Raw genomic sequence first — 18,498 nt, 5'->3', positions numbered from 1 at the left:
CGTAGCGGGCCTTCCACTCGGGCGTCTGCTGCTCGGCGCGGACTCACAGCTGCAGGTCGCGGAGTTCTCGCGGAAAGCCCACGTTCCTGGCCGGGGCGCTGGTGCACCGGGGCGGGTCCGGAGACGGCTGGCACTGGTTCTTGGCGAACCGGGTCACGATCAGGGGTGCGCCGGCGAGCTCGGAGGTCGGGTAGGGGCCGTGCCAGCCGGCGCTGACCTTGCCATTCGGGCAGGTGACCTGCTGGCGGTCGAAGTCGATGTGAAAGTCGTCCCGGCTGAAGCCCTCGCCCAGGCGGTGCTGGCGGGTGGGGTTGACCGTCAGCGGTCCGCTGACGGTGACCTGGTGTTCGGCTGCGGCTCGTTCCAGGTGGACCAGCGAGGTGTAGCCGCCGTCGACCAGGTGCTCGGCGGGCAGCAGCCCACGCCGCGCCGGCCGAGCCCGGAGGCCGGGCAGCACCTGGGCGTCGCTCGTGGCGGCCGAGGTGGTGGCCACGTCCGTGATCACGTTGACGCTGCCGGGGGCGCACGTCTCGGTGAGATGGGCGGCGAACCCCTTCCAACGGATGATGTGCCCATGACGGACGTAGCGAGCGGTGGTGTCGTAGGGGGAGATGATGGCCGACGAGGAGGGCGGCAGCCCGCCGTCGTCGGCAGTGCGCCAGCGCAGGCGGCCCGCCGCGTCGCGGTAGTGGTTCTGCACGACGACCTGCCGCAGGGCCTCGGCCTGCGGACCGGGCCGGTGGAGGCGTTCCAGCAGTCGGCAGGCATCGTCGCCGGCGGCGAGGATCCTGGTCTTGGGCCGGGTGAGGTTCTTGCCCAGCCGGACCGGACGGCCGTAGCGGCGCCCCCAGTCCTCGTCCACCAGGCCGATCAGCAGATGCCCGGCTGTGCGGGCCACCTCCTCCAGTGCGGCACGGACCGCCTCGGTGACCAGTTCCAGCCGGGTCAGGTCGCGCACCGCGGCCAGGACGTGGGTGGAGAGTCGGTGCGCTGCGTGGTGCGCTCGCGTACGAGTCCGGCCTCCTTCAAGCGGGCGAGTGCCAGATCGAGGAGCCGGTCGGCGCGGTCGTCCTGGGCGAGGCGCTCGCGGAAGTCGGCCAGCACGCTGTGGTGGAAGCCGGGATCGTCCAGCTCCATGGCCAGGGCGTACTTGAAATCGATGCGGCAGCGGACCGCTTCCGCTGCCTGACGGTCCGACAGACCGAGCAGGAACTGCAGCACGCGGACGGTGGCCAGCTGAGCGGGCGAAAGGCCGGGACGGCCGTCGCGCGGGTACCAGCCGGCGAAGTCCTCGTCGTGCCACAGCCCGTCCAGCCGGTCCCGCACCCACATTGCCGTCGTACCGTCCGGATTGCTCGCCCGCGCGATCTGCACGGTCAGAGAAGGGACTTGCTCACCGGAACGGGGACGGAGTGACAACGAGTACCTCGACAACTGCATCGGCCTGCGGAACAGCCCCGAGCATGCCTGTTGATCACGCCGTCGCACCGGGAAACTCCAAGATCACCGACAGAGTCAAGCTCAGAGGGTGGGAAGTAACACGGTCATCCTCTGTGGACCCTCAGTCGTTCGGCACCACGGCGCATTCGGTCGCGTTCGCTACTGGGACCGATGCCCCCAGGACGCCCACTGAGTCGCCGCACGCGTTGGTGTTGACATGCTGCTCAGCATTCTGCGCGCCATTCTCCTTGGTGTGTTGTGCGCTGAGTTCCGCCTCCGACTTGACCAGGTCGTCTTGAGTGATTGGGCTTGCAACGGACGGAGACGCTGTCGGACCTTCGTCGGCGGCTGCTGATTGCGCGGTGAACAGGACACCAGCGAGGAGGACGGTGCTGACGGCTAGGACGTTGGTGCAGTGAGGGCGGCACGGGAGCATGGCGGATCCTTCTGAGTCGGCGGAGGCTGGATATCGTTAGATGGCAAGGGATGGAGACGCCCTGCCATCTACGACGGCGTGGTGGCCGCTGGGGGCCTGTCCGCCCAATCAGGCGGACAGGCCCCCAACACCGATGAGGTTGTTGTCGATCGCTTAGCGGGAGTTGGCGGCGCCGTTGGCGATGGAGGGACGGAGCATGGCGAGCGCCCTTCGCTGGTACAGGAGCGATGTCCGGCGCAAGGCGTCTGCCGAGCCCGGCCTTGGCACCTCCGGTGAGCAGTCGAACACGTTTTGTCACTGTCTGCCCCCGCCCGATCGCTTGTTCACCCGTATGGCGCTAGGCGTATTGCCCTGCGGGGTTGTTGACGCGGCTGATTGAGGGTTGGCCTCCGAATAAGAGGATGTCTCACGTGGCAGGGAGACTGGCAAACGAGTGGTGTAACTGGGGTAGTTGGGATTACTGACGGGCTGCGGAGAGGCGGCCGTCGAAGGTGATGTCGAAGGCGTTCAGGGCGGTCTTCCAGCGCACGGTCCAGCGAGCCTGGCCCTTGCCGGTGGGGTCGAGCGACATGATGGCCATGTAGACGCACTTCAGGGCGGCCTGCTCGTTCGGGAAGTGACCGCGGGCTTTCACCGCCCGGCGGATATGGGCGTTCATCGACTCGATCGCGTTCGTCGTGCAGACGATGCGGCGGATCTCGGTGTCGAACCGCAGGAACGGGGTGAACTCTTCCCAGGCGTTCTCCCACAGTTTCACGATCGCCGGATACTTCCTGCCCCAGACATCGGCGAACTCGGCGAACCGGTCCAGGGCTGCCTCCTGGGTGGGGGCGGTGTAGACGGGCTTGAGGAGACGGGCGATCTTGTCCCAGTCCTGGCGGGCGGCATAGCGGAAGGAGTTCCGCAGCAGGTGGACCACGCAGGTCTGCACGATCGTCTTCGGCCAGACAGTCTCGACCGCGTCGGGCAGGCCCTTGAGCCCGTCGCAGACGAGCATGAGGACGTCGTTCACGCCGCGGTTCTTGATCTCGGTGCGGATGTGCATCCAGTGCTTGGCGCCCTCACCGCCGTCGCCGGCCCACAGGCCCAAAATCTCGCGCCGGCCCTCGGTGGTGACGGCCAGGGCCACGTAGACGGGCTGGTTGGCGACCGCGCCGTCGCGGATCTTCACGTGGATGGCGTCGATGAAGACCACCGGATAGACGGCGTCGAGGGGTCGGCTCTGCCATTCGGCCGTGCCGTCGAGGACCTTGTCGGTGATGGTGGAGATGGTCTGGCGGGAGGCCTCGGCGCCATAGACTTCGGCCAGGTGGGCCTGGACCTCGCCGGTGGTCAGGCCCTTGGCGGCCAGCGAGATGACCATCTCGTCGACGCCAGTCAGGCGCTTCTGCCGTTTCTTGACGATCTTTGGTTCGAAGGAGCCCTCGCGGTCGCGGGGCACGGTTATCTCCACCGGGCCGACGTCGGTCAGCACGGTCTTGGAGCGTTTGCCGTTGCGGGAGTTGCCGCCGTTCTTCCCGGCCGCATCGTGTTTTGTCATAGCCGAGATGGTCGGTGATCTCACCCTTGAGGGCGGACTCCAGCAGCCGCTTGGTCAGCTGCTGCAGCAGCCCGCCCTCACCAGTCAACTGCGAGCCCTCGGCCTGGGCGCGGTCCACCAGCTCGTCGATCAACTGGTCGTCCACGGCCTTCGCCGACACAGCCTTCGGTGGCTCGACGGCCCCGGACTCGGACACGTTCTCACTGGTCATCGATGCATCTTCCATGATCGGGAGTTACACCGAACGTCTTACAGTCCCGGCCGAAGCCTTTGCAGTCCCTTTGAGCGTGGGGGCGGGGCCGGGGGCGTGCGTGTGTGCGCGGGAGCGTGCGCGGGGGGAGCGCGGGCTGGTGTGTGTCAGGGTTTCTGAAGTGGTGTGGGTGTTGCTAGGCGGCGGTTGATTTTGGGGTGGTTCGTTCTGCTTGGCTGCTCGTACGTCGTGTCGTATGACGTCAGCGTCCGTCTCTCTGTGATGAGGGTTTGGATGACCGTGTCGGCGCGGAGTGACTGGGAGCCGACTGTTGCGCCGTGCTGCGGGGCCCCGGTGAAAGCTAGAGAGAGGTGTTGCTGTGGATTCCGTACGCGAGTCGTGTGATCTGGATCTGGAGATCGACTTTCTGGAGCAGCTTGATGCTCCGGCCGATGGCCCGGGACCCGGCCAGATGGCCGTCGACAGTGGCTTCATGGCGGCTCACTCGGGCCTTACCTTCCTCCAGGACAGCTATCACTTCGGGCTCAACGTCTACAACTACTTCTATCCTCCGATGATGGGCGGGATGCCCCCCATGGGCGGGATGCCTCCGATGATGGGCCCGAGGTAAACAGTCCCCAGGCCGGAGTGCGGTGTGGTTGACGGACGGGGCAGACGGGCGGATGGCTTTTGCCTTTCGGGCTGATGGTGGGACTGCCCGCCCGTCTGCGGGAGATCGGTGGCACGGGTGGCGCACCGGGGTCTGCCACCGGGCCAGGCGCCTTCTCTAGGGTGAGGTTGCATCATGTTTCCGCAGACGACACCACCGCCCGGCGCCAGCCGCACGGATAACCCGTCGGATGTGCTGGAGCCGGAGTTTCCGGCATTGCGCAGCGGCGTGGAAGTCACCCAACGGGAGGGTGGCAAGGCAGTGGTGAGCCTGCCTGGGGGGCAGTACCTGCGCCTGGGCAGAGACGCGGCAGTCCTCTTGCTGGCCTTGGACGGCACACGCCCCCGAACGGCGGTGCTGGCCAGCTGGGCAGGGGTGACCGGGGATGTCCGTGCACGCGAGACGCTGTCCCGTTTCGCTGCCGCAGGACTGCTGGAAACCCATCAAGACGCCAGACGTCCTGTGATGCGCCGCCTGGTCTACCGCAGGCCGGCGATGCTCCAGCTCACCCTGTACCAGCCCGATCGCCTGACAGGAATCCTGCACACGATCGGAACACACCTGGCCCGCCGCCCCGTCGCGGTGTTCTACGCAGTCCTTGTCTGCTCGGGACTCATCACCACCGTGCTCTGCGCCGAGCAGCTGCACAGCGCCCTCGCCCACCGCAACGCCGTCACCTGGCTCCTCGTGTACGCCACGATGATCGCAGTGAACGTCGGACACGAGTTCGGCCACGCCACCGCCCTGGCCTACTTCGGCGGCCGCCCCCGCCGCATGGGCGTCATGCTCCTCTACCTTTCCCCGGCCTTCTTCTGCGACGTCACCTCCAGCTGGTGCCTGCCCCGCCGCCAACGCGCCACCGTCGCTCTCGCCGGCATCATCGTCAACACAGGCGTCGGGGCCTGCGCGGCCCTGGCCGGCGCAGCCGACCTCGGCGGACAACGCTCCTACTGGTGGCTTCTGGCCCTCGCCAACACCACCACGGTCGTCTTCAATCTGCTGCCCTTCATCAGGCTCGACGGCTACCTCCTGCTGCTGGCCACGGTCGACCGCCCCCACCTGCGGGACCACGCCATGGACGACGCCCGTGCCTGGCTCGGCCACCACCTCTACCGCCACCCGCCGCAGCCTCGCCGCCTGCCCCAGCTGTGGAGCGTGCCCTACGGACTGGCAGCCCTCACGTTCCCGGCAATCCTCATCGCCTACCTCCTGCTCGCCATCCGGCCCGTCCTGGCCGGTATCGGCCCCATCGGCACCGGCCTGTGGATCACCGCGGCCCTCTGCGCCGCCGCACGCCTGCTGCTCGGGTGTTGCACGGTCGCCTTCCCCAGGGATGCGCCGCCCCGGCAGGAGAGGGGCTGACATTCGGAGGCCGTGCGGTACGGATCGTGATGGAGAGGGAGGGGAAGTCCGCAGCAGAGGTCGCGCGGGACTTGGGCGTGCACGAGGGCACGCTGCAGAGTGAGTTCATGGGGCCAAGGTCTGTGCGGATGCCGAGGCCGCGGGCAGGCTGGACGAGTCCGAACGTGAGGAACTGCGCGGGCGTCGGCGCGCTTCTCATTCATCGCCGCACTGGTTCTGCCCTTGTGCGCCGTTCTGGGCGTCACCATGGCCACGGGACCTGCCGCCCAGTCGGACGCGGCCGACACCTGCTGTGGCGCGCTCACCGACTGCACGGGCGTCGGCGCCGTGGACGCCCCGTTCATCGGCACGGCGACCGTCTCGGGTGGTGTCGGCATACACGTGAACGTGGCTCTGACACTTCACGGAGAATCTGGCCGGAAAGTCACCGAGTTCGAGGGCACCCTGACGGAGCTCATGGCGGCAAGGGTTCCTTTGGCAGCTCAGTGTCCGGTGATGGCGGCAACGACCGCATCATGGCCGGTGGCGGCGATGGAGGCGCCGGAAGCCGAGACCAGGGGAAGGGCGGCACCGGAAACTATCTGGGCAGGATGTTCGGGAACGACGGCAACGACATCCTGATCGCCGTCGCCGGGCGCAGGACGACGGACAAATCTGACGGCAACAGCGTGCGCTCAACCATCGACGGCGGCGCGGGCGACGACGTCTGCAAGGCCCTGCCCCGAAACCAGGGATCCATCGTACGTTGCAACCCCTGAGCCAGGGCTGCCGCGTGACCGGCAAGGAGCCTTCGAGCCCGCCCTGCCGCTGGAGATCTAGCAGGGCGGTCAGCCTGACCGGAGGCTGTCCGTTCAGCGTTGAACGAGCGCCAGATGGAGATCAGCTAAAAAGACTTCATATCAGCTCGGTGATGCAGTCCCTGCCGTCGCGCAGGTCGCTTGCGACCTGGATGGTGTCCCGTTGGGTGGTGTAACAGCGATCTCCGCATAGCCCCTGGTCATGGGGCGGCCATCGCGCAACTCTCCGGGTACGAAGCTCGTTGAAGCGAGAGGTGGCGCGATGGCCTTGTCCCAGCATGACTTACTCCGCCTGATGGAGTCACTGCGTACGGCGGACGGAATCGAGTTGATGAGGGTTCTGGCCCAGCGGATCCTGCAGGAACTCCTGAACGAGGCTTCTCAGGCACCCATTAGGAGGCGCGGAGCGCATTGGCGGCGCACGTTTCGCCCGCGCTGACGCACCGTCATTCCCTCCGCCCCTGGGATGCGGTTTGGGTACCGTTTCCTCCCCGTGATGGGAACGCCTGCTCCTGCAACTCTGGTGCGCGATACGCCTTCGCATCGAGCTCTCCAGGGGCCTCCGGCCCGCGCCATGCCTGTCAACCCCCGAATGCTGGGGATATCACTTCCGATTCTCGTCGTGCCAAAGTCGATCAGACGAAGCCGGCGTTGACGAGAAGCACAAGCGTCAATTCACGGCAAGGAATCACACGAACCAGGGGGCTGGGATGGGGGATGAGTTCACCGCTACGGACGCGACCATGCTGGTGGGCTGTGTCCGCTCGGTACTTGAGCATCACGGCTTGCGGGACTGGAATATGGTGGCGAAGGGCTTCTGGTGTTATGTCCAGCCCCCCGGTGACATCTCTCGTGTCCAGGGATGGAAGCTTCATCTTTCGGCCACGCCTCTGTCCGCGCCGCTGGTGCTCGCGCGGGCGGCCGATGTACTGGTTCAGCACCGGTGTCACTTCAAATTCGCCAGGACCATCGACCATGTCACGGAACTGGTCTCCCGCCAGTGTGACCGCGGAAGCGCCGGCAAGATCATCACTGTCTATCCCGAGGTCGATGACGACGGGCTGCGTGCGTTGGCCGCGGAACTCGACCGGGCGACCGAGGGGTTGCCGGGCCCGGTCGTCCTCTCCGACCGCCCCTTCCGGCAGGGGAGTTCGGTGCACTACCGGTTCGGGGTGTTCCACGGTGTGCCGATGCTCGGGAACGACGGTCAGTACGAGGCGATGTTGGTCGCACCCGATGGGGCCCTTGTGCTGGACCGGCGCACGGCGCGATTCTCCCCGCCGGACTGGGGGCCGCGCGATCCGTTCACCCATGCCCGAAACCACTCCCAGACCTCCCAGACCGGACCGGGCAGTGTGGCTGCGCCCCGCCCGGTTCTGCTGAAGGACCGCTACCTGGTCCGTACGTCCGTACGTCAACTGTGCACAGGTGGCGTATACCGAGCCCTCGATCAACAAACCGGTGCGGCGGTCATCGTCAAGCAGGCCCGTCAGCACACCCAGGCCACGACGACGGGCGGCGATGTCCGGGACATGCGCCGCCATGAGGCGGAAATGCTGCGGCAGTTCGCCTCGTCGGGCGTCACACCGCTGCTGGTCGATCTCTTCGAGCAGCAGGGAGACCTTTTCCTGGTGCAGGAGGAGATCACCGGAGTCACCTTGCGTCGCTGGGTGTCGGACAACACGAGCTTCCACGACGACGGCACATGGGGCACAGCGCTGGACGCCGTCCAGCGGATCGCCTCCGAACTGACCGACCTGGTCGAGCTGGTGCATTCCCAGGGGCTGGTGCTGCGCGACCTCAACCCTGGCAATGTGATGGTCACCGATGACGGATCCCTGGGTCTGATCGACCTTGAGCTCCTGGTCCGGTCCGGAGCACGGCCCGTCGTCCGCGGGTACACGCCGGGCTATGCCGCGCCGGAACAGACCGTTGCGCCCCGGATCGGTACCGCACCACCGCCCACGGCCGATCTGTACAGCCTGGGAGCCACTCTCTTCCACCTGATCAGCGGCGCGGATCCGCTGCTCCCCGACGACGATCCGGGCACGCGCTCGCACCACGAGCGCATCGCGTACTGGCTCGACCAGCTGGGCGCGGGCAACCCCGGCGTACGCCGCTTCGGCGATGTCGTCCTCGCGCTCATGCACGAGGATCCCGGACGGCGGCCCGGGCTCGCGAGAGTCCGCCATCTGCTCGCCGCGCGCACTGACCCGACCGATCAAGACGGCCGAGCCCGATCGATCCCGCCGCTCCCCGACACCTCCGGCGTGAAGCGCATGCTCATCGACACACTCGACCACCTGCTGGCGACCATGGATACTGGCAGTTCCGAGCGGCTGTGGCCGACCGGCGCATCCGGCGCGACCTCCGATCCGTGCAACGTCCAGCACGGTGCCGCCGGGATCCTGGGCACCCTGACCCTTGCGTACCGGAACCGGCCGGACACCGCGCTACGCGACGCCATGACGGTTACCGCAGGCTGGATCCGCCACCGCGCCGCCCGCGAGCCACGCGCGCTGCCCGGCCTCTACTTCGGCCGCTCCGGTACGGCCTGGGCACTCGCGGAAGCCGCCTCGGCCCTCGGGGACGACGACCTGCTCGCGTTCGCCGGGGACCTCGCCAGGACGGTCCCGGTGCGCTGGCCCAATCCGGACGTCTGCCACGGCGTCGCCGGAGCGGGACTGACCCAACTCCGCTTCTGGGAGATCACTGGCGAGGAGACCTACCTCGACCGGGCCGGGCAGGCCGCCGAGGCGATGGCGGCAGCGGCCGAGCAGCAGGACGGACTCGTGCTCTGGCCCGTTCCACGGCACTTTTCGTCACGTCTCGCCGGGGCTGCCCACTTCGGCTTCGCTCACGGGGTCGCGGGCGCGGGCACGTTCCTGCTGAGCGCCGGTCAGATCACCGGCGAACGCGCCTACTTGGAGCTGGCCGCGCGAGCCGCCGACTCGCTCCGCGCCGTGGTTCAGGTGCGCGACGGAGCGGCGTACTGGCCCAAAGACGCCCGAGGCGACAACCCCGATCGACAGTGGACACACTGGTGCAGCGGCTCCTCCGGAGTGGGCACCTTCCTCGTCCGTATGTGGCAGGAGAACGGTGACCGGTGCTTGCTCGACCTCGCCGCTCTGGCCGCAGGCGCCGTTCACCGAGCGCGATGGCAAGCCGGGACGACCCAGTGCCACGGGATCTCCGGCGACGGCGAGTTCCTCCTGGACCTCGCCGCGATGACCGGCGAGGAACGCTACCGGGACTGGGCGGCCGATCTCGCGACGGCTCTCCTCGCGCGCCACACACTGCGCGACGGGCGCATGCTGCCCCCGGACGAGACCGCGACCGGTCTGGCGGCCGACTTCGGCACCGGCATCGCCGGTGTTCTGGCCTTCTTGCTGCGGCTGGTCCACGGCGGTCCCCGCCTGTGGCTGCCGCACCACGGCATCCGTGCCGCCGGAGCCGGCGTCGGCTTCGGTGGCACGGAGACGCAAGAGACGTAGCGAGTGTGGAGGGAGGTGATTCCCATGGAGAACGACAAGGTGATGGAGGCCGACGTGACTGCGCTGCAGGCTCTCGACGCCGATGAAGAGACCGAGAGCGCGCTGCAGAGCTGCGCGTGGACCTGCCCCGGAACCGCGTGAGACACCGGGACAGAACAGAGGCGGGCACCGCGACGAGCATCGCGGTGCCCGCCCGCCCCACCACGGCCGCCGGATCAACGAAGGAGCCCGCAACATGCCGAGCCGACCGCCCGCCTCGGTGTTCTTCCCCGTACAGCCGAAACGGCTGGACAGCATCGCCGCCTTCGCCCAGCTCGTACACCAAGGCCACGCCCACCGCCTGTGGGCCGGCCAGTCCATGGAAGCGCTGGAGATCCACCAAGTCCTCGCCGCACTCACCGTACGCTTCCCAGGAATACCTCTCGGAACCGGCGTCGCGATCACGCTGCTCCGGCATCCCTACGAGGCAGCGCTGCAGGCCCGCTCCCTGGCCCGGCTGTCCGGAATGCCGTACGTCGCTGGATACGGCCCGTCATATCCGGGAGCCCAGCGGGCACTGCGCTCCACCCCCTATCCCAGTTCGTGCGCCGCGGCGGAGGAGTACATCGCCCTCACCCGCGCCCTGCTGAACGGTGAGAAGGTTCGGCACGACGGTGACTGTTTCACCCTGCATGCCAATCTCGAACCGTTGGAGACACCCGCGGTCGAGCTAGGGCTCGGCGTCCTTCGCCCGGGGATGGCCCGCACCGCCGGACGCGTCGCCGAGGTGGCGATCACCCTGATGACCCCGCCGCACTACGTGCGCGACCACATCGTTCCCGCACTGGAAGCCGGAGCGCGCGAGGCCGGCCGCAGTCGGCCGCGCGTGGCGACGATCGTGCATGTCGCCGTGGCGCTGCCGGGACGCGACCTCGAACGCGTCACATACGCCGGTGCCTACCCGAACCTGATTCTGCCGCACTACACCGACATGTTCCGGCGCGCCGGAATCAGCGTCGATGGCGCAGACCCGGCCGATGGAGCGGCGAAGCTCCTTCGCTCAGGAGGGATCGTGGTGGGAACGCCCGCCGAGATCGCGGAGTCCCTGCGGGAATACCGTGCCTGCGGAGTGGACGAGGTCATCCTCAGCCCTGCGGGCGTACTGGTCACCGAAGGAGTGGAGGCGGCACTCGCCGACCTGCGGGAGATCCTGGCAGCGGACATCCGGTCGACACTGCAGGTGTAATGAACCGTGTCATCGCCCTCGTCGACAACGATGCGGCCGGGCCGGCCGCGCTACAGCACGTGTCCGTTGTGTTCCGGTTGGCCTGCCACACGTGAGAGCTTCCGGCGCCTTGGGTCGCACAACGACTCGACGGTGTTGCACCAGACGTCGAGACCGGGGTTCGCGCTGAGCTTGTCGGATCGTGCCTTGGCCCGGCGGGAGGCTCTTTCCCGGTTCTTCGGGTCCCGCAGGGACATCAGAGCGTGGATCCACGCGTTGAGGTCGTCGCGGTAGGCGAAGATCCCCGCCTCGGCCGCCTTGCCCACCAAGGCGTGCTCACCCAGCCCGGACGCGGCCTGTACCAGAAACGGATGTAACGGCCTCTTAGCGCGCTGGGATCAGCATGGTCGACGGCCGCCACTCCCGCTTGATCAACCCGAAGACCCACGAGTCGGATACCTCGCCGTTCACGACGCAGTCTTCCCGCAACGTTCCTTCCCGCATGAATCCGATCTTCTCCAGCCGAGCCCAGGTACCGAGGGCCCACCGGCGCGAGCTGCGTGCCATGGGGAACCAGGGACCGCCCCGTCCGCGTACCCATCAGCACGCACCGGATGATGCCCCCGAGCTGGGAGGCCAGGCAGACACACAAGCCTCCCGCGCGCCGCAAGCCCTTGCGGGTATGGCTCAACGCCGACCACGGACCCGCACTCCTGGCACTCGCCGACCGCTACACCCTTCGGCACGGCCTCCCCACCGATTCGTGGAGTCGGCTTCGGAGTCGACCACCGCTACCGGTGGTCGTATGCTGCATCCGGCCCGCATCGGCCAGGTTGGAGCCGATGTCGAAATTACGGGGCGTCAGGCACTGGTTCCTCGCGTACACCTTCCCGTCTCGCTTGCCGGACCTGAGCCGTCTGGCAGTACCGGCTCGTCCCGACGTTGTCGGGGCTGCTTACCGCACACCCCGGCATCCCCCGAGGCGAACTGCCCCCTGCTTCAACCGGATTGCTACGACAACCTGGCGGTAAGGTCTCTCACCTCACTCGACTCCATAGCGCATCGTCGCGCACCCACAAGGTCGACCAGCGCGCCTATGCCTTCCACGACACTGTCACCGTGGCCTCGATCCGCCTCTGGCTCCGCCCGTGATCTCCGCCGGATCTAGTAGCCGGTTGCGCCGTCGAGCATCTCGCGCAGGATGTCCAGGTGGCCGTTGTGGCGGGCCGTCTCCTCGGTGAGGTGGTGCACGATCCAGCGCAAGTCGACGTGGACGCCGTTGCGGATCGTGCGCTGAGCCTGCTTGTCCAGGTCGCTTCCGGCGACCAGTTCGCGGTAGAGGCTGCTCTGTTCGGCGTATTCGTCGAGCAACTGTGTGAGCGGGAAGTCGACGGCAATACGCATCTCGCGGTCGGGGTCCTCATCCGTCATGGGGGCCCGGTCTTCCTCGCCGAGGAAGACCACCTGGAACCAGTAGTACTCGACCCAGCGAAGATGGTTGATCACACCGCTCATGGTCATCAACGGTGAGCCCGGCAGGAGCGCCTTGCGCGCGTTCTCCTCAGAGACGCCTTCGCATTTGGCGTGTGCGGTGCCACGTGCGTAGTCGAGGAACGTGGTGAGCTGGGTGCGATCGTCCCACGCGGGCGGTGTGTCATTGATTCTGGTCATCGCGCGAAGCATCCCCGATCACCACGACCCGTGTCGAGGCATTTCGCGGAGGGGCCCCTGCCCCACCCACCGCCGACCGCCCGACATCATCCGCCGGACAGGCCCTGGCCGAGCTCCTGGCCGACTGTCCGGCCGGCATCGACCCAATCGGCCGGGAGAGGTGCATGCTGGGCACCAACAGGGATCGAGTTCCTGGCGGGAGGTCGAAAGAGTGAACGGCGGCAAAGGGAGACGGCGCCTGGCCAGCCGCGCCTCGGCCCGAAAGGGGGCCGCGGCGCACCGGTCGGCCGGTGCCCGCAGGCGGCTCGGCCGGAGTACCGGCGAGGTCCCCCTCGACCGAATCACCACGCGCGATCGACTGGCCTGGCTGAACTCCGCCGGCTCCAGGATCGGCACCACTCTGGACCTGGAGCGCACTGCCCAGGAGCTGGCCGAGTTCACCGTGCCCGGCTTCGCCGACGGGGCCGCTGTCGACATCCTGGAGAGCGTCCTGCGGGGCGACGAGGGCTCACGGTGGACGGGTACGGGCGTCCCGCTCATGCGGGCCACGGCGCTGTGCGCCATCGAGGAGCTGTCCGCCCTGGAGCCCACTCCGGTGGGCGAGACCTTCGTCCGCACGGAGCAGGCGCACGAGACACTGCTCCATCGGTACTGTCTGCGGCAGGGCAAGCCTGTGATGGTGAGCCGGATGCGGAACGACGACTTCATCAAGGTCGCGCCGACGGAGAGCGCCGCGGCGAAGATGCGTGCCGCCGGAGTGCACAGCTATCTCGCGGTGCCGCTGATCGCCCGCGGGCTGCTGCTCGGCAGCGCGGACTTCGTACGCGGCCCCGGAACACCACCGTTCTCCTCCACCGACCTCGCACTGGCGGAACACCTGGCCTCCCAAGCCGCCGTCTACATCGACAACGCCCGGCTGTACGGGCGCGAGCGCGAGCACGTCGTCTCGTTGCAACGCACTCTGCTGCCGCGCGCGACCCCGGTGACGCCGGGGCTGCGTGTGCAGGCCGAGTACGCGCCCTCGACGGCTCACCACGGTGTGGGCGGGGACTGGTACGACGTGATGGCCCTGCCCGGCGGACGTACGGCCCTCATGGTGGGCGACGTCATGGGCCACGGGCTGCCCGCGGCCGCGACCATGGGGCGTCTGCGGGCGGTGGCCCGCACCCTGATGACCCTGGACATGGCTCCGGAGCGCGTCCTGGCCCGGCTCGACCTCGCCACGCGTGACCTGGAGGACGAGCAGGTCGCCACATTCCTCTGCGCTGTCTTCGACCCGGCCGACTCCACCTACACGCTGGCCAGCGCCGGGCACCTGCCACCACTGCTCCTCGACGGGCGGGGTTCCGCCGAGTTCGTGGACCTGCCCATCGGCGCGCCGCTCGGCGCGGGAGTGATTCCGTACGACCCGATCCGCCTGAAAGTCCAGGCAGGCGGCAATCTGGTCATGTACACGGACGGTCTCGTGAAGTCCCGGCATGCGGACCTGGACCACCAGTTGGAACGCCTGCGCTCGGCGGCGCGCGGTCTGGCACCCGAGGTTCTGGAAGGCGGCGGCTTGATCGAATGCGCCCCTGCCGACACCGCCCGTTTCGACGAGGCCGTGCTCCTCGTCGCGACGATCGCCTCTGCCACCCCCGCCGGCCTCCGCGAGTGGCAGCTGCCGCAGGAAGGGCGTGCGGCGTCCGTCGCCCGGGGTCTGGTCACGGACCAGCTCGCCGCGTGGGATCTGACGGAGCTCGCCGACGTCTGCGAACTCGTCGTCTCCGAACTCGTCGGCAACGCCCTGCGCTACGGCAACGGGCCCGGCCGGCTCCGGCTGCTGCGCGGTGAGCGACTCGTCGTGGAGGTCTCGGACACGGGCCCGGACCTGCCCCAGATCCAGCACGCGGATCTCAGCGACGAGGGCGGCCGGGGCCTCCAGCTCATCAACATGCTGTGCCGCCGATGGGGCTCCTGCCGCACCGTGACCGGCAAGGTGGTGTGGGCGGAGCAGAACCTTCCCTCCTGAGGACCGCCGGAGCCGCTGGACGGCAGGGAGGCAGGACTGTGGCGTTCGCCCGTAGATTTTGCCGTCCCGTGGTTGCCGCCCCGACAGGTCCGTCAGACTCTTGGTCACCATGCCCCCGGGCAGCTGGTACTGCTGGTCACGGGGGGTGCAAGGGCTCTCCGCGCTGAGCGGGGAATGTTCATGCACCTTGAGTTCCGTCACCTCCGTGTCCTGCTCACCGTCGCCGAGGCCGGCAGCATCCGCGGAGCCGCCGCACGGCTGCAGCTCTCCCAGCCGGCCACGAGCGCTCAGCTGAAGCGGATCGAGCACGAGCTGGGCGGCCCCCTGTTCATCCGCAGCGCCGAGGGGGTGAAGCCGAACGCGAGCGGTCAGTACGTCCTGCGCTGCGCACGTGACCTCGTGGTCGGCTTCGACCGGCTGCGCGAGCACGCGCGGTCGGCCGCTGAGGCGGACACGGAGGCTGCCGCGCCGCTGCGGGCGGGCGGAACCGCCGGCCCCCTGGTGCCGCTGCTGATCTCCGCCCTCTTCGAACTCGTCCCGGAACGCCGGCTCACCACTGATGCCCGCCGTTCCGTGCACACCCTGGTGAAAATGATGAGCCGGTCGAAATGCGACATCGCGGTGTTCGGCGAGTTCCCGGGTTTCCCTCTTCCGGTCGGCGAGTCGGTGGCGACGCGCACGCTGCTGCGCGAGCCGGTCTTCGTCCTGCTCTCCGAGGACCACCCGCTGGCCCGCCAGGAGACGGTCAGCCTGCACGAGCTGAGGGGCGAGGAGTGGGTCATGCCGGAGGCCGACGAGAGCGGTGTGCACGCGTATCTCCATCTCACCTGTCAGTCGGCGGGATTCACTCCGCACATCGCGCACGTGACGCCGGACCTGTCCGTGGCGCAGATCCTGGTCGCCGGCCGGCGTGCCGTCTGCGGTGTGTGGCCGACCGCCGATGTCCCCGCCCCGGGCACCGTGCAGCGGCCGCTTGTGGACGTCCCGTTCCACCGGCGGCTGCAGCTGGCCTGGAACACGGAATCGGTGCCGCCCCAGCTCGCCGACGCGGTGGGCGAGCGTCTGTTGGCCGGCTATCTGTCGCTGGTGCGGCAGCGGCCGCAGTACCTGGCCTGGTGGGAGGCCGGCGGCGAGGAGTTCGCCCTCGGCGCGGACAGGTGACCGGCCGGGCTGCGATTCCCCACCCCCTATAGCTCCGCAGTTGTATCCCACATGGGATCACGTCAGGAACATGTCACCTGGTGAACACTTCGCGTCAACGTCCAAGGACGTCGTCACCCCCACGACGAGCGAAGGAAACACCCCGTCATGCCCCGTCCCTTCCTTGCCCTTTCCACGATGGTCGCCGCCGGTGTCATTACCGCAGGTGCGATGTCCGTACCGGCGCACTCGCAGCCCCATGCGGTGCAGCACGGAACCTCCGTCCGCGACACGGCGATATCCCAGGCCATGGCAAACGTGACCCGGCACGCCGACACCTTCGGATTTGGGGCGGGCCAGACGCTCCACGTCAAGGATGTCGTGATCGACGCCAACGGCACCCAGCACGTCCGCTTCGAGCGGACCTACCAGGGCCTCCCCGTCGTCGGCGGCGACTTCGTCGTCCACCAGAAGGCCGACGGCTCGCTCAAGGGATCCACCCACGCCAAGGCTCACAAGGTGGCGCCCAAGTCCGTCACTCCCGCGGTCGACTCCAAGGGTGCCGCGGCCGGAGCCCTGAAGAGCTCGCAGGGACTGGTCGGTAACGCCAAGTCCACCCCCGAGCTGATCGTGTGGGCCGCCGACGGCACCCCCCGCCTGGCCTGGCGCACCACTGTGCAGGGTCTGGGCGACAAGGGACAGCCGCACGGCGAGGTATTCGTCACCGACGCCACCACCGGCGCCGCGATCGAGAACTACGACGCCGAGCATGAGGCGACCGGCACCGGCCACTCCGAGTACACCGGTGACATCACCATCGACACCACCCAGCAGGCCGACGGCACTTTCGCCCTGATCGACCCGACCCGCAAGCACATCACCAAGGATGCGCGCAACGTCTCCTCCTCGTCCCTGAACAGCTCCTCGGGCACGCTGTTCACCGACGCCGACGACATCTGGGGCGACGGCCGGAAGTTCTCCACCGACCGTTCCACCGCTGCGGTCGACGCGCACGCCAACACCGCGAAGACGTACGACTACTACAAGAGCACCTTCGGCCGCAACGGCATCAAGAACGACGGCCGCGGCGCCACCGTCTTCGTCCACGTCGGCACCAACTGGGACAACGCCCAGTGGTCGGACGCCTGCTTCTGCATGATGACCGGCGACGGCGACGGCACCACCGACCCGGAGCAGGTCGACCTCGACACCATGGGCCACGAGATGACCCACGGCGTCACCTCGGCCACCGCCAACCTGCGCTACAGCGGTGAGTCCGGCGGCCTGAACGAGGCCACCAGCGACATCCTCGGCACGATGGTCGAGTGGTACGCCAACAACCCGGTCGACACCCCCGACTACCTCTTCAGCGACCAGTCCACCCCGCCGTGGCTGCGCCGCTTCGACAAGCCGTCCCTGGACGGCCGCTCCGCCGACTACTGGTCGAAGTCCGTCGGCCGGCTGGACGTGCACAACTCCTCGGGCGTCGGCAACCACTGGTTCTACCTCGCCAGCGAGGGCAGCGGCGCCAAGACGATCAACGGCATCACCTACAACAGCCCGACGTACAACGGCTCCACCGTCGCCGGCATCGGCAACCAGAAGGCCTCCGCCGTCTGGTACCGGGCGCTGACCGTCTACATGACCTCCACCACGGACTACAAGGGCGCCCGCACCGCGACCCTGAACGCGGCGAAGGACCTCTACGGCGCAACCAGCCCCGAGTACGCCACCGTGGCTGCGGCCTGGAGCGCGGTCAACGTCCTCTGACGCACCGACGCACCGCCTGATCCGTGGGGTCCGCCCCGGATCACCTTCTCGGGCCCCGTCGTGGCGGCGGGGCCCGAGCTCCAGGCGTCCAGCAGACGCCATGTCTTCTCGACCGCTGATTCCCGACTCATGTGGTCGACCATGCGGGGCGGCGTACCTGTGCACAACCATTCGGGCGTCTTGACCGGACGCTGTGGCCACTGGCGGGAGACGGTGCACGAGGTCAGGCTGGTCGGTTTAGGGTGAGCGTGTGTTCAATCGGCTCGGGATCACAGTGTTGCCACCGGGGCCTCGGTGGCCTTGTCAGGTGCGGTTGTGGGTGGATGGCTGCGACGTGGTGGAAGCGGCGGTCCATGAGGGTGGGCGTGGGCCGTTCGCGAGGGACGTGCTGCGGATGGACCGGCCCAGTCCGCTCGCGGCGTCCCGCACGGGTCGCCGCCTGAGGCTGGGCGAACCCGAGTGCACCGGCGGCTGCTGCGGGTTCCTGTCCGCTGTGGTGCAGCGCTGCGGAGGGATGGTGGTCTGGTCCGGCTGGGAGGGGCCCTACGGGGATCGGTTGCCGCTGGGTTTCCACTTCGACGCCGAGCAGTACGACGCCGAGCTGGCCCGTGCCGTCGCGGACCGGTGGTGGGATATCCACACCGATCCCCTTTGGCGCTTGCCAACCAGCGCCGACGACACAGGGCTCTGAACGGGCGTTCCGTGCGGCTTCGCTCTATGGCAGTAGGTCTTTTGATGGCCTGCCGTGAGAGCTGGCCAGTCAGCCGGACGTC

14 protein-coding genes and 2 pseudogenes are annotated in these 18,498 nt (G+C 68.2%); 10 read left to right on the top strand and 6 right to left on the bottom strand.

What is annotated here, in order from left to right; translation table 11 throughout:
• Positions 1-43: 43 nt before the first annotated feature.
• The 3 genes and pseudogenes from OG965_RS01975 to OG965_RS01965 all read right to left on the bottom strand — a co-directional run bounded on the left by OG965_RS01975 (position 44) and on the right by OG965_RS01965 (position 3,627).
• The gene (locus tag OG965_RS01975) at positions 44-958 is read right to left on the bottom strand and encodes a hypothetical protein (RefSeq protein ID WP_371648412.1); all 915 of its coding nucleotides are present in this window, start codon (positions 956-958) and stop codon (positions 44-46) included.
• The gene (locus OG965_RS01970; RefSeq protein WP_371648410.1) at positions 946-1,374 is read right to left on the bottom strand and encodes a transposase; all 429 of its coding nucleotides are present in this window, start codon (positions 1,372-1,374) and stop codon (positions 946-948) included. Before OG965_RS01970 ends, OG965_RS01975 begins: the two co-directional genes overlap by 13 nt.
• Before the next feature lie 959 nt (positions 1,375-2,333).
• Positions 2,334-3,627: pseudogene (locus OG965_RS01965) on the bottom strand (IS256 family transposase).
• A gap of 358 nt (positions 3,628-3,985) precedes the next feature.
• Between OG965_RS01965 and OG965_RS01960 the strand changes: the two are divergent.
• The 6 genes from OG965_RS01960 to OG965_RS01935 all read left to right on the top strand — a co-directional run bounded on the left by OG965_RS01960 (position 3,986) and on the right by OG965_RS01935 (position 11,154).
• On the top strand, positions 3,986-4,237 hold the full coding sequence (locus tag OG965_RS01960; protein WP_371648408.1) for a hypothetical protein: 252 nt from the start codon (positions 3,986-3,988) through the stop codon (positions 4,235-4,237).
• Positions 4,238-4,411: 174 nt separating this feature from the next.
• On the top strand, positions 4,412-5,638 hold the full coding sequence (mpaP, locus tag OG965_RS01955) for a daptide biosynthesis intramembrane metalloprotease (protein WP_371648407.1): 1,227 nt from the start codon (positions 4,412-4,414) through the stop codon (positions 5,636-5,638).
• A 485-nt stretch (positions 5,639-6,123) separates the two neighbouring features.
• Positions 6,124-6,396: a hypothetical protein gene (locus tag OG965_RS01950; RefSeq protein ID WP_371648405.1), complete on the top strand. Its 273-nt coding sequence runs from the start codon at positions 6,124-6,126 to the stop codon at positions 6,394-6,396.
• Between the two features lie 749 nt (positions 6,397-7,145).
• A complete protein-coding gene (gene lanL, locus OG965_RS01945; RefSeq protein ID WP_371648403.1) occupies positions 7,146-9,929 on the top strand; it encodes a class IV lanthionine synthetase LanL in 2,784 nt (927 codons plus the stop codon).
• A gap of 24 nt (positions 9,930-9,953) precedes the next feature.
• Positions 9,954-10,070, top strand: coding sequence for an ALQxL family class IV lanthipeptide (locus OG965_RS01940; protein WP_371648400.1), 117 nt, complete (start codon positions 9,954-9,956; stop codon positions 10,068-10,070).
• 94 nt (positions 10,071-10,164) lie between these two features.
• Positions 10,165-11,154, top strand: coding sequence for an LLM class flavin-dependent oxidoreductase (locus OG965_RS01935; protein ID WP_371648398.1), 990 nt, complete (start codon positions 10,165-10,167; stop codon positions 11,152-11,154).
• Positions 11,155-11,204: 50 nt separating this feature from the next.
• Here OG965_RS01935 and OG965_RS01930 read toward each other — a convergent pair whose 3' ends face one another.
• From OG965_RS01930 to OG965_RS01920, 3 genes and pseudogenes are all read right to left on the bottom strand, one after another.
• Complete coding sequence (locus tag OG965_RS01930; protein ID WP_371648396.1) at positions 11,205-11,462, bottom strand: hypothetical protein; 258 nt, start codon at positions 11,460-11,462, stop codon at positions 11,205-11,207.
• A gap of 55 nt (positions 11,463-11,517) precedes the next feature.
• Positions 11,518-11,655: pseudogene (locus OG965_RS01925) on the bottom strand (GNAT family N-acetyltransferase); the annotation flags it as partial.
• A gap of 642 nt (positions 11,656-12,297) precedes the next feature.
• A complete protein-coding gene (locus OG965_RS01920) occupies positions 12,298-12,804 on the bottom strand; it encodes a DinB family protein (RefSeq protein ID WP_371648394.1) in 507 nt (168 codons plus the stop codon).
• Between the two features lie 211 nt (positions 12,805-13,015).
• Here OG965_RS01920 and OG965_RS01915 point away from each other — a divergent pair, with 211 nt between their 5' ends.
• The 4 genes from OG965_RS01915 (at position 13,016) to OG965_RS01900 (ending at position 18,416) form a co-directional block, all read left to right on the top strand.
• A complete protein-coding gene (locus tag OG965_RS01915; protein ID WP_371648393.1) occupies positions 13,016-14,815 on the top strand; it encodes a SpoIIE family protein phosphatase in 1,800 nt (599 codons plus the stop codon).
• A gap of 180 nt (positions 14,816-14,995) precedes the next feature.
• A complete protein-coding gene (locus OG965_RS01910) occupies positions 14,996-15,976 on the top strand; it encodes a LysR family transcriptional regulator (RefSeq protein ID WP_371648391.1) in 981 nt (326 codons plus the stop codon).
• A gap of 147 nt (positions 15,977-16,123) precedes the next feature.
• Entirely contained in the window at positions 16,124-17,725 is a 1,602-nt protein-coding gene (locus OG965_RS01905) for a M4 family metallopeptidase (protein WP_371648390.1), read from the top strand.
• 307 nt (positions 17,726-18,032) lie between these two features.
• Positions 18,033-18,416 (top strand): hypothetical protein, encoded by a 384-nt coding sequence (locus OG965_RS01900; protein ID WP_371648388.1) that lies wholly within the window; start codon positions 18,033-18,035, stop codon positions 18,414-18,416.
• Positions 18,417-18,498: the final 82 nt, after the last annotated feature.

Origin of the sequence: Streptomyces sp. NBC_00224, assembly GCF_041435195.1 — a bacterium.
Classification (GTDB): domain Bacteria; phylum Actinomycetota; class Actinomycetes; order Streptomycetales; family Streptomycetaceae; genus Streptomyces.
This window is presented reverse-complemented; position numbering and strand designations above follow the sequence as displayed.

Coding starts and splice junctions, on each gene's coding strand:
- lanL (WP_371648403.1), top strand. CDS start 7,146: ATGGGGGATGAGTTCACCGCTACGGACGCGACCATGCTGGTGGGCTGT.
- OG965_RS01910 (WP_371648391.1), top strand. CDS start 14,996: ATGCACCTTGAGTTCCGTCACCTCCGTGTCCTGCTCACCGTCGCCGAG.
- OG965_RS01905 (WP_371648390.1), top strand. CDS start 16,124: ATGCCCCGTCCCTTCCTTGCCCTTTCCACGATGGTCGCCGCCGGTGTC.
- OG965_RS01920 (WP_371648394.1), bottom strand. CDS start 12,804: ATGACCAGAATCAATGACACACCGCCCGCGTGGGACGATCGCACCCAG.
- OG965_RS01935 (WP_371648398.1), top strand. CDS start 10,165: ATGCCGAGCCGACCGCCCGCCTCGGTGTTCTTCCCCGTACAGCCGAAA.
- mpaP (WP_371648407.1), top strand. CDS start 4,412: ATGTTTCCGCAGACGACACCACCGCCCGGCGCCAGCCGCACGGATAAC.
- OG965_RS01940 (WP_371648400.1), top strand. CDS start 9,954: ATGGAGAACGACAAGGTGATGGAGGCCGACGTGACTGCGCTGCAGGCT.